Source organism: Mesorhizobium sp. M1406 (assembly GCF_040317555.1).
Taxonomy (GTDB): domain Bacteria; phylum Pseudomonadota; class Alphaproteobacteria; order Rhizobiales; family Rhizobiaceae; genus Mesorhizobium.
The window spans coordinates 1-13,635 of record NZ_JAMYKW010000096.1 but is presented as its reverse complement, the minus strand read 5'-3'; the positions used below and the strand labels follow the sequence as shown (position 1 = coordinate 13,635).

13 protein-coding genes and 1 pseudogene are annotated in these 13,635 nt (G+C 62.7%); 9 read left to right on the top strand and 5 right to left on the bottom strand.

The genetic code is table 11. The features are described 5' to 3' along the window. Nucleotides 1-159: 159 nt before the first annotated feature. The 9 genes and pseudogenes from NKH03_RS32635 to NKH03_RS32595 all read left to right on the top strand — a co-directional run bounded on the left by NKH03_RS32635 (nucleotide 160) and on the right by NKH03_RS32595 (nucleotide 8,628). Nucleotides 160-474, top strand: coding sequence for an ArsR/SmtB family transcription factor (locus NKH03_RS32635; RefSeq protein WP_352627857.1), 315 nt, complete (start codon nucleotides 160-162; stop codon nucleotides 472-474). Beyond that, nucleotides 471-869 (top strand): annotated as a pseudogene (locus tag NKH03_RS32630) (SRPBCC family protein); the annotation flags it as partial. The gene NKH03_RS32635 and the pseudogene NKH03_RS32630, both read left to right, overlap by 4 nt. A 132-nt stretch (nucleotides 870-1,001) precedes the next feature. After that, nucleotides 1,002-1,607 (top strand): ATP-dependent Clp protease proteolytic subunit, encoded by a 606-nt coding sequence (locus NKH03_RS32625; protein ID WP_352871729.1) that lies wholly within the window; start codon nucleotides 1,002-1,004, stop codon nucleotides 1,605-1,607. An 84-nt stretch (nucleotides 1,608-1,691) separates the two neighbouring features. Continuing rightward, entirely contained in the window at nucleotides 1,692-1,985 is a 294-nt protein-coding gene (locus NKH03_RS32620; protein ID WP_352972987.1) for a hypothetical protein, read from the top strand. Between the two features lie 714 nt (nucleotides 1,986-2,699). Beyond that, nucleotides 2,700-5,621: an excinuclease ABC subunit UvrA gene (gene uvrA / locus NKH03_RS32615; protein WP_352972986.1), complete on the top strand. Its 2,922-nt coding sequence runs from the start codon at nucleotides 2,700-2,702 to the stop codon at nucleotides 5,619-5,621. A gap of 35 nt (nucleotides 5,622-5,656) precedes the next feature. Beyond that, a complete protein-coding gene (locus NKH03_RS32610) occupies nucleotides 5,657-6,121 on the top strand; it encodes a GNAT family N-acetyltransferase (RefSeq protein ID WP_352972985.1) in 465 nt (154 codons plus the stop codon). Nucleotides 6,122-6,163: 42 nt separating this feature from the next. Then, nucleotides 6,164-6,967, top strand: a complete 804-nt coding sequence (locus NKH03_RS32605; RefSeq protein ID WP_352972983.1) for a DUF72 domain-containing protein — start codon at nucleotides 6,164-6,166, stop codon at nucleotides 6,965-6,967. 143 nt (nucleotides 6,968-7,110) lie between these two features. Further along, a complete protein-coding gene (locus NKH03_RS32600; RefSeq protein ID WP_352972982.1) occupies nucleotides 7,111-7,368 on the top strand; it encodes a hypothetical protein in 258 nt (85 codons plus the stop codon). A 108-nt stretch (nucleotides 7,369-7,476) separates the two neighbouring features. Next, a complete protein-coding gene (locus NKH03_RS32595; protein WP_352871717.1) occupies nucleotides 7,477-8,628 on the top strand; it encodes a GGDEF domain-containing protein in 1,152 nt (383 codons plus the stop codon). A gap of 42 nt (nucleotides 8,629-8,670) precedes the next feature. On the opposite strand, the gene NKH03_RS32590 is transcribed toward NKH03_RS32595, so the two are convergent. The 5 genes from NKH03_RS32590 to urtB all read right to left on the bottom strand — a co-directional run bounded on the left by NKH03_RS32590 (nucleotide 8,671) and on the right by urtB (nucleotide 13,478). Next, nucleotides 8,671-8,847 carry a hypothetical protein gene (locus tag NKH03_RS32590; protein WP_023759335.1) on the bottom strand — a complete coding sequence of 59 codons (177 nt, stop codon included), beginning with the start codon at nucleotides 8,845-8,847 and terminating at the stop codon, nucleotides 8,671-8,673. A gap of 270 nt (nucleotides 8,848-9,117) precedes the next feature. Next, the gene (urtE, locus tag NKH03_RS32585) at nucleotides 9,118-9,813 is read right to left on the bottom strand and encodes an urea ABC transporter ATP-binding subunit UrtE (RefSeq protein ID WP_352972981.1); all 696 of its coding nucleotides are present in this window, start codon (nucleotides 9,811-9,813) and stop codon (nucleotides 9,118-9,120) included. A gap of 69 nt (nucleotides 9,814-9,882) precedes the next feature. After that, a complete protein-coding gene (urtD, locus tag NKH03_RS32580; RefSeq protein WP_352972980.1) occupies nucleotides 9,883-10,629 on the bottom strand; it encodes an urea ABC transporter ATP-binding protein UrtD in 747 nt (248 codons plus the stop codon). A gap of 6 nt (nucleotides 10,630-10,635) precedes the next feature. Then, nucleotides 10,636-11,868, bottom strand: a complete 1,233-nt coding sequence (gene urtC / locus NKH03_RS32575; protein WP_352972978.1) for an urea ABC transporter permease subunit UrtC — start codon at nucleotides 11,866-11,868, stop codon at nucleotides 10,636-10,638. Then, nucleotides 11,865-13,478, bottom strand: a complete 1,614-nt coding sequence (gene urtB / locus NKH03_RS32570; RefSeq protein ID WP_352972977.1) for an urea ABC transporter permease subunit UrtB — start codon at nucleotides 13,476-13,478, stop codon at nucleotides 11,865-11,867. The genes urtC and urtB overlap by 4 nt, the downstream gene beginning before the upstream one ends. Nucleotides 13,479-13,635 lie beyond the last annotated feature (157 nt).

The window sequence follows — 13,635 nt, the reverse complement described above, 5'->3', positions numbered from 1 at the left end:
CGATTGAAACGAAAAGTGGCGGCGTGGGACGACGAATTCCTCGTAAGCGTCATCTCACGATAATTAACTCACCCGATTCCCCTGGCATCGCCGGAAGCCCACATATGGGTTTGAAAAGAACGCTTGCCAAATCGATAAGTATCCACTTATGCTTTTGTCATGATCGAAGCAGAGATTTTCCGGGCCCTGGCCGACCCGACGCGCCGCGCCGTCTTTGAGCGGCTCGCCGCTGGTGAAATGACGGTATCGGAATTGCGCACCGGCATGACGGTGTCGCAACCGGCGGTGTCACAGCATCTGGCGGTGCTGCGCGGCGCCGGCCTGGTGGTCGAGCGACGTGCCGGCCGCAATGCTTTTTACCGCGCCGATCCGCAGGGGCTCGCCCCCTTGCTCTCCTGGATCGAACGCTACCGGACCTTCTGGCCGGAACGCATCGAAAGATTGAAGGCGGTTTTGAAGGACATGGACCAATGACGAACGTTCGATCGATGAAAGCCGACCAAAACCATCGCGAGATCTCTCCCGATGCGATCGAGTTCGAGTACGACCTTGCCGAGCCGCCGGAAAAGGTGTGGCGGGCCCTGACCGTGCCGGAGCTGCTCGCCGCATGGATGATGCCGAACGACATCAGGCCGGAGACCGGCAATCGTTTTGCCTTCGCCGGGCCGGATGCGGCGATCGAATGCGAAATCCTCGACGCCGAGCCGGAGAAGCTGCTGCGCTATTCCTGGCGGGAGCAGCCAGGCGACGCCGCGCGGCAGGATCGCCTCGACGGCCCGTTGGACAGCATTGTCACCTTCACACTTGCCCGAACCGTTTCCGGCGGCACCCATCTGCGCATCGTCCATGACGGCTTCGCCCGCAAGGCAATGCCCGCTGTCGCCATGGCGTGCGCTAGCTGCCGGCTTTCGCTCGACGCCAACGGTACACGCAAGCCGATCGCCGCAAACACGCTTCGCCGCTTGCTGCGCAGCCTGAACAAGGACAATGGAGAGAAGATCATGAGCGGTGTTGCCAGTCTGGTGCCGATGGTAATCGAGCAATCGAGCCGCGGCGAACGCGCCTTCGACATTTTCTCGCGGCTGCTGCGCGAGCGCATCGTCTTCATCAATGGCGAGATCAACGACGACATCTCGGCGCTGGTCTGCGCGCAGTTGCTGTCGCTGGAATCGGACAATCCCGACAAGGAGATCTCGCTCTATATCAACTCGCCGGGCGGCGTGGTGACCAGCGGCTTCGCCATCTACGACACGATGCAATACATCAGCTGCCCGGTGTCGACCGTGTGCATGGGCTTTGCCGCCTCGATGGGTTCTTTCCTGCTGATGGCGGGCACACCGGGGCGTCGTATCTCGCTGCCGAACGCCACCATCCTGCTGCATCAGCCGCTGGGCGGGTTCCAGGGCCAAGCCTCCGACATCCAGCGCCATGCCGAGCGCATCGTCCAGACGAAACGGCACATGGCCGGGCTCTATGCGCAGCATTGCGGACGCACCTATGAGGAGGTCGAACGCACGCTGGACCGCGACCACTTCATGACCGCCCGCGAGGCCCAGACCTGGGGCATCGTCGACCACGTTTTCGACACGCGAAAAAAGGCGGCATAAAGCCAGGCCCGGCTTCCTGCCGGCTTTCGAAGATTTGATGATGCCGGTCTGGTCCCGTCGCCGGCACGCCACTATAGTCCTGGGATGATCGACACTCATCCACCCAGAACATTGCACCGTGTCATCGCCGTTGTAGCGCTCGTGTGCCTTTCGAGCGGCAAGGCCTTCGCCGGCGACAGCTCGGCGCAGGCGCAAAAAGGCGCCCTGCCCGGCGTGGCCGGCGACTATCGCATCGCCAAGCCGGCTCCCGAACCCGACGATGCATTTCCCGGCAACGGCAACGGCCAGTTCAAGATCGGCGATACGGATGTCAGGATTTCCGGCAGCATCACCGTCGATGTCGGAGCCGGCTCAATCGGGCAGCCCCGCCACCGATAGTGGTGCCGGCGTGCTGCGCTGGCATATCGCCAACAAGACATCCGCACATAAAACGGCCCCGCCGTGCTTTGCGCAAACGGACGGGGCCTTTTTGGATCTAAAATCCAACTTCTACCGGGGGCGTACTGCCGGCACTAGATTTCGGATGCAACGCGGCGTCAGCCGACGATCCGACTGCAGTCTCTGATTTTTACGGGGTATGGCAGGTCACGGTTTGTCGGGTGGCGCAAACGCTAAACCCTGGCACTTATGCCTGCCGCCGCTCCAGTAACGACTGGAACCCTGTGGGACGATCCGGTGGCGTCATAGCTCCGCTCCTTTTTGTCCATTGCGACGTTGTCGTCCGAAGCACAAATCGCTAATGCCTGCGGCGTCTCGCAGGCCGCCTCTGGGCGGCGAGACCATCGAAAGACGGCCGGCTTCGTTGACTGCCGAAGCTTGCCTCCAGGAGCCGGCGCCCGTCAAGCTTCAATAGCCGGTTACCGAAAAATGTGATCGTCGGGAGGTTACGTGCAAGTCAGTTTTTGCACAGCTTTGTCAGGAGCGTGTTCGGTCTTTGTTCTTTCTACTTGCCCGTTCACGCGAAAGACGCTTAAACGGCTTTTGTCGGGAATTGTGGCGTCTCTCGACGTGGCGGCAAAACTACCTACATAGGGGATGGCTGGGAAAACCCGCCATTCCAGGAAATTCCAGATTCTGAGGCGGCGACCGGCGATGGCCGACCATAAATATCTTTCCATTCGCGGGGCGCGCGAACACAATCTGAAGAATGTCGATCTCGACCTGCCGCGTGACAGCCTGATTGTCATGACCGGCCTGTCGGGTTCCGGCAAGTCGTCGCTTGCCTTCGACACCATCTATGCCGAAGGCCAGCGCCGCTATGTCGAAAGCCTTTCGGCCTACGCCCGGCAATTCCTCGAAATGATGCAGAAGCCTGACGTCGACCAGATCGACGGCCTGTCGCCTGCCATCTCGATCGAGCAGAAGACCACCTCGAAGAACCCGCGTTCGACGGTCGGCACCGTCACCGAGATCTACGACTATATGCGCCTGTTGTTCGCGCGCGTCGGCATCCCCTATTCGCCGGCCACCGGCCTGCCGATCGAGAGTCAGACGGTTTCGCAGATGGTCGACCGCGTGCTGGCGGTCGAGGAAGGCACGCGCCTGTTCATCCTGGCGCCGATGGTGCGCGGCCGCAAAGGCGAGTACCGCAAGGAACTGCTGGAACTGCAGAAGAAGGGCTTTCAACGCGTCAAGGTCGACGGCGTCTTCTACGAGATCGCCGACGTGCCGGCGCTGGACAAGAAGTACAAGCACGACCTCGACGTCGTCGTCGACCGCATCGTCGTGCGCGGCGATCTGGCGACGCGGCTCGCCGACTCCATCGAAACGGCGCTGAAGCTGGCCGATGGGTTGGCGGTAGCCGAATTCGCCGACAAGCCGCTCGACTCCAGCCAGACCGGCGAGGATTCGGTCAACAAGTCGAAGAACGAGACGCATGAGCGCATCCTGTTCTCGGAAAAATTTGCTTGCCCGGTCTCCGGCTTCACCATTCCGGAAATCGAACCGCGCCTGTTCTCGTTCAACAACCCGTTCGGTGCCTGCCCGACCTGCGACGGTCTCGGCAGCCAGCGCGCCATCGATGGCAATCTGATCGTGCCGGACGAAAACATCTCGCTGCGCGACGGCGCCGTCAGCCCGTGGGCTAAGTCGACCTCGCCCTATTATACACAGACGCTGGAAGCGCTGGGCAAGGCCTATGGCTTCAAGCTTGGCGACAAGTTCAAAGACCTGACCGAAGAGGCAAAGGAAGCCATCCTGCGCGGCACCGGAGAGCGCGAGATCACCTTCCAGTATGATGACGGCCTGCGCTCCTACAAGACAACCAAGACGTTCGAAGGCGTCATCCCCAATCTCGAGCGCCGCTGGAAGGAGACCGAATCCGCCTGGATGCGCGAGGAGATCGAGCGCTTCATGTCGGCCACGCCCTGCCCGGTCTGCAAGGGCTACCGCCTGAAGCCCGAGTCGCTTGCGGTGAAGATCGCCGGCAGGCACATCGGCGAAGTCACCGAACTTTCGATCCGCAAGGCCGACCAGTGGTTCACCGACCTGCCCGCGTCGCTCAACGACAAGCAGAACGAGATCGCGGTGCGCGTGCTCAAGGAGATCCGCGAGCGGCTGCGCTTCCTCAACGATGTCGGGCTCGATTATCTGACGCTGTCGCGCAATTCGGGCACGCTGTCCGGCGGTGAGAGCCAGCGCATCCGGCTGGCGTCGCAGATCGGCTCCGGCCTCACCGGCGTGCTCTATGTGCTGGACGAGCCGTCGATCGGTCTGCATCAGCGCGACAATGCGCGCCTGCTCGATACGCTCAAGCACCTGCGCGACATCGGCAACACGGTGATCGTCGTCGAGCATGACGAGGACGCCATCCTGCATGCAGACTATGTCGTCGACATGGGCCCGGCCGCCGGCATCCACGGCGGCGAGATCATTGCCCAGGGCACGCCGCAGCAAGTCATGGCCAACCCCAATTCGATCACCGGCAAATATTTGTCGGGCGCGCTCGAAGTGGCGACGCCCGGCGTGCGCCGCGAGGCGAAGAAAAACCGGCGCCTCAAAATCGTCGGCGCGCGCGGCAACAATCTGAAGAACGTCACCGCCGAAATCCCCCTCGGCACCTTCACCGCCGTCACCGGCGTGTCGGGCGGAGGCAAGTCGACCTTCCTGATCGAGACGCTGTTCAAGGCCGCCTCGCGCCGCATCATGGGCTCGCGCGAGCACCCGGCCGATCATGATCGCATCGAGGGCCTCGAATTCCTCGACAAGGTCATCGACATCGACCAGTCGCCGATCGGCAGGACCCCGCGCTCCAACCCGGCCACCTATACCGGCGCCTTCACGCCGATCCGCGACTGGTTCGCGGGCCTTCCCGAGGCCAAGGCGCGTGGCTATCAGCCCGGCCGCTTCTCGTTCAACGTCAAGGGCGGGCGCTGCGAAGCCTGTCAGGGCGACGGTGTCATCAAGATCGAGATGCACTTCCTGCCCGACGTCTACGTCACCTGCGACGTCTGTCACGGCAAGCGCTACAACAGAGAGACGCTCGATGTCCTGTTCAAGGGCAAGTCGATCGCCGACGTGCTCGACATGACCGTCGAGGAAGGCGTCGACTTCTTCGCCGCAGTGCCCGGTGTGCGCGACAAGCTCGATACGCTGAAACAGGTCGGCCTCGGCTACATCCATATCGGCCAGCAGGCGACGACGCTGTCGGGCGGCGAGGCGCAGCGCATCAAGCTCGCCAAGGAACTGTCACGCAAGGCGACGGGGAAGACGCTCTACATCCTGGACGAGCCGACCACCGGCCTGCACTTCCACGACGTCGCCAAGCTCCTGGAAGTGCTGCACGAGCTGGTCGACCAGGGCAACACGGTGGTGGTCATCGAGCACAATCTCGAAGTCATCAAGACCGCCGACTGGGTGCTCGACCTCGGCCCAGAAGGTGGCGACGGCGGCGGCGAGTTGGTGGCCTCCGGCACGCCGGAAGCGATCGTGCGCGAAAAGCGCAGCTACACCGGCCAGTTCCTCAAGGAGCTCCTGGAGCGACGCCCCGGAGGCAAGCGCGAAGCGGCGGAGTGATGATCCGGCCGGTTGGCGCCTGGAGAGCTTTTTGAATGACAATCCGAAGAGCGCTTGCCGGTGATCTCCAAACTGTCGTGTCGCTAACCGAAGCCGCCTATGCACCCTACAGCGCCCTGTTCGGTGCATCGCCGATCCCGGTCACCGAGGACTATGCGCCGCGCATCGCGCGTGGCGAGGTCTGGCTTCTGGAGAGCGGCGGCGAGATGGCCGGAGCGCTCACCGTGGAGCGGCATGACGATCATGCGATGATCTTTTCCGTCGCGGTTGCCCCGGCCTTTCAAGGCAAAGGCCTCGGCATCGCCCTGCTCAAACACGCCGACGAGCAGACGCGCCTGTGGCGCCTGCCCGAGGTGCGGCTCTACACCAACGCCAGGATGGAGCGGAACATCGCGCTCTATCTGGCCTATGGTTTCCATGAAACGGGGCGCAGGCCCAATCCCCATCGGCCAGGATGGGTACTCGTCGACATGGCAAAACCAGTCGGTGAAACGGCCTGATCTTCTGAACTCGGCCAGATTTCTTCACTTGGGAGGATGACAATGAGCACATCGGGAACAATCCGCGCCGGCATGGGCGGCTGGACCTTCGAGCCCTGGGACACGTCCTTCTATCCCGACAAGCTGTCGAAGGCCAAACAGTTGCAATACGCCACCCGGCAGGTGCCGACCATCGAGGTCAATGGCACCTATTATTCCAGCTTCAAGGAGCCGACCTTCGTCAAATGGGCAAGCGAGGCGCCGGACGGTTTCGTCTATGCGCTGAAGGGCAACCGCTTCGTCACCAACCGCCGCGTGCTTGGCGAGGCCGGCGAATCGATGATGCGCTTCCTCGGCTCGGGTGTGGCGGCACTCGGCGAAAAGCTCGGGCCGATCCTGTGGCAGTTCGCGCCGACGAAAAAGTTCGATCCGGACGATTTTGAAGCTTTTTTGAAACTGCTGCCGGAAAAGCAGGACGGCGTCGCGCTGCGCCACGCGGTCGAGGTGCGCAACGACAGTTTTGTCGTGCCGGAATTCGCGGCGCTGGCGCGCAAGTACAAGGTGGCGATCGTCTATGCCGACCATGCCAAATATCCTGATATCGCCGACGTTACCGGTGATTTCGTCTATGCACGGCTGCAGACCGGCAGTGACGACAATCCCGACTGCTACACGGCAAGGGGTCTCGATGAATGGGCCGCGCGGGCAAAGGTCTGGGCGGCGGGCAAGCAGCCGGCCGACCTGCGGCGTGCCGATCCCGCCACCGATGCACCGGCCCAGCCGCGCGACGTGTTCGTCTACTTCATCACCGAGGGCAAGGCGCGCGCGCCGTTCGGCGCCATGGCATTGATGAAGCGAGTGAGTTAGAGTGGCGGATCTCCGCCCGGCGCCTTACTTTGGAACCTGCCCGGCGCTTTGATCGTTCTATGCTGTCAGGCGGCGACGCGTGCGACCATCGCCAACGCTTAGCCACCAATCCCGCAAGTCCCTGCAAAGAAGGGCAAGGACAGATGGCTATCATTATCCTCGGTGCATTGCTTACCGTAGCTGGCGTTGTGTACATGGCAGGCGCTGCCCTTCGGCGCGGACGGCTTAGCGATCCCGCGCCTGTGGTTCCGGATCGCCCGATACCAAACCTCGCAACACCAGGCCCGACGCTCGAGCCACGCCGGCGGGGGCTCGGTTTCCTCGGCCTGTCGCAGAATTGGCCGGGCCTGTTGATGATGGGCATCGGCCTAGCCCTGCTGTTGTTGTCGGCGCTCTTCTGACACGGCGAAATCTCGACATCTTCACTGATATCGTAACCTTATCGATACTTCCTTGCTGCATGAATCCATCTGGGCGCGGAGTTGCCCAGAGCGGGCAAGGAAGAGGGCATGTCACTCGACTACAACTCACTGCTGCTCGCGGTCGGCTTTTCCGCCGCCTGCCTCAGCCTGACGTTGTTCGGCATCTGGCTTACCGCGCGTTCCGAGAAATTCTTGCTGACCTGGGCGGCCAGCGTGCTGCTGGTTGTCGGCGACGTCTTTGCCTACAAAGCCTATATCGACCAGCCCGGACCGATGCTTGGCGTCGCCACGCTCACCCTGCTTCTGTTCGGTTTCTCGACCATGCTCGGCGCCGCCCACCAGTTCACGACAGGCCGCTCTCCGCTGCCGCGCATCGCGCTCGGCGCCAACATCTCGCTGGCCGTGGCCCTGCCGCCGATGGCGCTCGGCTATGACGGACTGGGCTTCATGCTGGAGAATTCCTTTGCCGCGCTGCTGCTCTTCGCCACCGCTCTCGAATACTGGAAGGGCCGCGTCGAATCCCCTGCCCCGATCATCGGGCTCGCCGCGCTCTATTCGATCACCGCCGTATCCTTCGTGCTGTGCGCCATGGTTCTGGCATCGGACGGCAAGCTTGTGCTCGGCCATGCGCCGAGCAACTGGGCCGAGGACCTCAGCCTCGTCATCGTCATCGCCTGCATGACCGGTATCGGTGCTCTTTCGCTGGCGCTCAACCAGGGGCGCCTGGCACACTATCACCGCCGCAACGCGCTGACCGATCCGCTGACCGGCCTTCTCAATCGCCGTGCCCTGTTCGACCTGCATGGCGATGCGCCGGTTGGCGCCTTCACGGCGGTGGTGGTGTTCGACCTCGACGGCTTCAAGGCCATCAACGACGAATTCGGCCATGCCGCCGGCGATGAAGTGCTGAGGGTGTTCGCCAGGGACCTCGCCGGCAATCTTCGCCCGGCCGACGTCGCCGCGCGCATGGGCGGCGAGGAATTCGCGCTCGTGCTGAAGCGGACCTTGCCCGAAACGGTGGAAGCCACCGCCGAAGCCATACGGGCAGTTTTTGCCGCGCGTCGCATCGAAACCGAGACCGGCTCGCTGATATGCACGGTTAGTGCCGGTTTCGCCTTCGGCACCAAGGAGGGCCTCAGCTTCGACAAGGTGCTCAGCGCCGCGGACAAGGCGCTCTATGCCGCCAAGCGCGGCGGCCGCAACCGCGTCACCGCCTCGGCATTCCGGCGCGCGGGTTAGAACCACGCGCATGGCTACGACCGGGACGGCCGAATGCGGCTCTTATGCCGCCATGACGATTTCATTGAAGGCATCCAGGTCGACATAGAAGACCTTGGTGATTTCCTCGATCAGGTCGTCGTGGCCGTAGCCTTGGGACTTCAAGATGTTGATGGCGGTGATGATATCGACGCGCTCGGTAAGCCGCCGCTTCTGGTAGTCCTCGACATAACGTTCCATGGCTGTCCCTTGGCCTGTGTGCCCAAACTCGTTTGAACGACAGAGATCGCAGGAGGGAAGCTAGGAAGCCTTGCTTGCGTGAACCTTGCCCGGTGCTAGCCGCGCCCTCGATCTGCGATGAACCAGACTGATACGGAAGCGGCCGACTCACAAAAGCCCTGGGAAAGACTAGCACGCAGCTTGTGGCGCACCAGTGACGCAGAGGGCTCGATCGGAGAAATATTGGCTTGCCAAGGACTTCGGAATGTCAACTGAAGTCCAGCGCCGATTCTACACCGTCAGGAACTTGCGAACGTCCGCCCTGTCGAGATCTTCCGCCGGGCCGGTATGGACGATCAGGCCACGGTCCATGATGTTGACCTCGTCGGCGAGTTCGCGGCAGAAGTCGAGATATTGTTCGACCAAAAGCACGGCGATGCCGGCCTGATCACGCAGATAGCGGACGGCACGGCCGATATCCTTGATGATCGACGGCTGTATGCCTTCGGTCGGCTCGTCGAGCACCAGCAGCTTCGGCCGCATCACCAGCGCCCTGCCGATGGCGAGCTGCTGCTGTTGGCCGCCGGAAAGGTCGCCGCCACGGCGGCCAAGCATCTGCTTGAGCACCGGGAACAATTCGAAGACATGCGCCGGAATGTTGCGGTCGGCCCGCTTCAGCGGCGCGAAACCCGATTCGAGATTTTCCCGTACGGTGAGCAGCGGAAAGATCTCCCTGCCCTGCGGCACGAATGCGATGCCCGACCGGGCGCGGTCATACGCCGCGCTCCGGTCGAGCGCCTTCCCCTCGAAGGCAACGCTTCCGCTCGTCAGCCGGTGGTGGCCGACGATCGATCTCATCAAACTGGTCTTGCCGACGCCGTTGCGGCCGAGCACGCAGGTGATCTTGCCCGCGCCTGCCTTCAGCGACACGCCGCGCAGCGCCTGGGCGGCGCCGTAGTGCAACGTGGCATTGGAAACTTCGAGCATGTCAGCGCCTTCTCCAGAACCTGAGAAACGACAGATCGAAGCGATGGAATTGAACCCGCCAGACCATGCTCATCTCCCCAGATAGACTTCGACGACGCGCTCGTCGGCCGACACGAAATCGAGTGTGCCTTCCGACAGCACCGAGCCCTCGTGCAGGCAGGTGACCTTGACGCCCAGTTCGCGCACGAAATGCATGTCGTGCTCGACGACGATGACCGAATGATCGCGCGCAATATCCTTGAGCAGCCGCGCGGTTTCCTCGGTCTCGGCATCGGTCATGCCGGCGACCGGCTCGTCGACCAGAAGCAGCTTCGGATCCTGCGCCAGCAGCATGCCGATCTCGAGCCACTGCTTTTGTCCATGGCTGAGATTGGCTGCCAGTTCGTTACGCTTGTCGCCAAGCCGGATGATGCCGAGGATGTCATCGATCTGCCGCGTCTCGGCGGCCGAGCGGCGATGGAACAGCGCCGGAAAGATCGAGCGCGGACCCTTCAGCGCCAGCATCAGGTTTTCCTCGATCGTGTGGCTTTCGAACACGGTCGGCTTCTGGAATTTGCGGCCGATGCCCATCATGGCGATCTCGGCTTCGTCATGTTTGGTGAGATCCACCTCTCCGTCGAAGAAAACCTCGCCCTCGTCGGGTCGCGTCTTGCCGGTGACGATGTCCATCATCGTCGTCTTGCCAGCCCCGTTGGGGCCGATGATGGCCCGCATCTCGCCCTTGTCGAGCACCAGCGACAGCTTGTTGATGGCACGAAAGCCATCGAAGGAAACCGAGACGCCGTCGAGATAGAGGATCGTGTTCGACTTCGACATGGTCGCTCACTCCGCCGGCTGCGGTTCTGGGCTGGTCGAGGACCAGTCGCCGGGCGTTCTCGCCGCGCTGCGAACGATTTTCGCTGGCGGCGGAACGACGGCATCGGTGCCCGCTTCCTCGGCAATCGAGGCTGCCCGCAGCGCTTTGGCGTTGCCACGCCAGGAATCCCACATGCCGATGATGCCCTTGGGCAGCAAAAGCGTGACGGCGACGAACAGCCCACCCAATGCGAACAGCCAGAATTCCGGCAGCACGCCGGTGAACCAGGATTTGCCGGCATTGACCAGCAGCGCGCCGATGATCGGTCCGACAATGGTGCCGCGTCCGCCGACTGCCGCCCACACCACGACCTCGATCGAATTGGCCGGCTCGAACTCGCCCGGATTGATGATGCCGACCTGCGGCACGTAGAGCGCGCCGGCGATGCCGGCCATGATAGCCGAGACGGTGAAGGCGAACAGTTTTACATTCTCCGCCCGCCAGCCGAGGAAGCGCGTGCGGCTCTCGGCGTCGCGCACCGCCATCAGCAGCTTGCCATATTTGGAACCGACGATTGTCCAGGTGACGAAGACGGCGAGCGCGAGCATCACAGCACTGGCCGCGAACAGCGCCGAACGCGTCGCGTCGGCCTGCACGTTGAAGCCGAGAATATCCTTGAAATCGGTCAAGCCGTTGTTGCCGCCGAAACCCATGTCGTTGCGGAAAAACGCAAGCAGCAGCGCGTACGTCATCGCCTGGGTGATGATGGAGAGATAAACGCCGGTGACACGGCTGCGGAAGGCAAACCAGCCGAAGACGAAGGCGAGCAGGCCAGGCACCGCGAGCACCATGATCGCGGCGAACCAGAAATGGTCGAAGCCATACCAGAACCACGGCAATTCCTTGTAGTTCAGGAACACCATGAAATCGGGCAGGATCGGGTTGCCATAGACGCCGCGCGAGCCGATCTGGCGCATCAGATACATGCCCATCGCATAGCCGCCGAGCGCGAAGAAGGCGCCGTGGCCGAGCGAAAGGATGCCGCAATAGCCCCAGACAAGATCGAGCGCCAAGGCGAGCAGCGCGTAGCAGAGATATTTGCCGGTCAGCGCCACGATGTAGGATGGGACGTAGAAGGCGCTGGTGGGAGACACCGCAAGATTGAGCAGCGGCACGATGACCGCCACCGCCAGCAGGATGAGAATCGTGACGGCGATGCGGCGATCCGCGCCCGCGGCGAAGAAGCGTCCTGACATCATGCTTCCACCGCCCTACCCTTGAGCGCGAACAGGCCGCGCGGGCGCTTCTGGATGAACAGGATGATGAGGACCAGCACGACGATCTTGCCGAGCACGGCGCCGGCATACGGCTCAAGTAACTTGTTGACGATGCCGAGCGAGAACGCGCCGACCAGCGTGCCCCACAGATTGCCGACGCCGCCGAAGACGACGACCATGAAGCTGTCGATAATGTAGCCGCGGCCAAGATTGGGCGAGACATTGTCGATCTGGCTGAGCGCGACACCGGCGATGCCGGCAATGCCGGACCCTAGCGCGAAAGTCAGCGCGTCGACCCAGGGCGTCCTGATTCCCATCGAGGCGGCCATGCGCCGGTTGGCGGTGACGGCGCGCATCTGCAGGCCCCAGGGCGTGCGCTTCATCACGTAAAACAGCATGGCGAAGACGGTGAGCGCGAAAACCAGGATCCACAGCCGATTCCAGGTGATCGCAAGCTGTCCGACATTGAACGAGCCCGACATCCATGAGGGATTGCCGACCTCCTGGTTTGTCGGCCCGAAGATCGAGCGCACCGTCTGCTGCAGGGTCAGCGAAACGCCCCATGTCGCCAGCAGCGTTTCCAGCGGCCGGCCGTAGAGGAACCGGATGACACCACGCTCGATGATCAGGCCAACCAGTGCCGAGACGAGGAAGGCGAGCGGCAGCGCGATGACCAGCGACCAGTCGAACAGGTCCGGAAAAGACGTACGGATCACCTGCTGGACGACGAAGGTCGTGTAGGCGCCGAGCATGACCATCTCACCATGCGCCATGTTGATGACGCCCATGACGCCGAAGGTGATGGCAAGCCCGATCGCCGCCAGCAGCAGCACCGAGCCGAGCGAGATCCCGTACCAGATGTTCTGGCCGGCTTCCCAGAAGGCCAGGGTCGAATTGATGGTGGCGATCGCGGCTGTCGCCGCTTGCTTGACCGCATCCGGAGAATTCGCCTCGACCGAAGTCAGCAACGAAACCGCATCACGGTCGCCCCGTGCACCGATGAGCGCAATTGCGGCGAGCTTGTCTGCGTCTGGTCGGTCGGAGACCAGGATGGAGGCCGCACGAGCCTGTTCGAGCAGAGCCTCGACGCTGGCCACGGTCTCGCTGGCGATCGCGGTGTCGAGCGGTCCGATGTTTGCCGCGTCGGGCGTCTTGAACATTGTATCGGCGGCGGCAATGCGGACAGTCGGGTCCTTGGCGCCGAGCGTCAGCATGCCCATCGCATCGCGGATGGCGCGGCGCAGCGTGTTGTTGACCTTGATCTTGGTGATGTCGTCCTTGGCCGCCTCGCCCGATGCCTCGCCGCTCAGCGGATCGAAAAGTTGGACGCTCTCGCCCGCTTCCTTGCCGGCGAACACCAGGGAATCGGCCTTGCGGATGTAGAGGTTGCCGTCGGCGAGCGCCGCAAGCGGCCGCTCCACCGCCGGGTCGCCGGTGGCAGCCAGTTCGTGGACGACGGCTCCGATCTCAGAAAAACCCTTGGCCGTCGCGAATTTGGCGATGATGCCGCGCAGATCGGCTTCGCCAGCGCCCGATGACGACAGCGTCGCCAGCAGGAACAACAGCGTCAGGCCTGCGCGGATCAAGGTCATCGGCTTATGTTAACCCCTTGAAAGGTTTGAATTGGACGTGCCGGCCGCGGGGGGAGCCCTCCGGCCCCGCGCGGGCGGACGAGATAAACCCCGGGAGGATCAGATAGGTGCCGGTGTAATATAAAAAAAAAACCCAGCCCACGCACACAATGGTGTT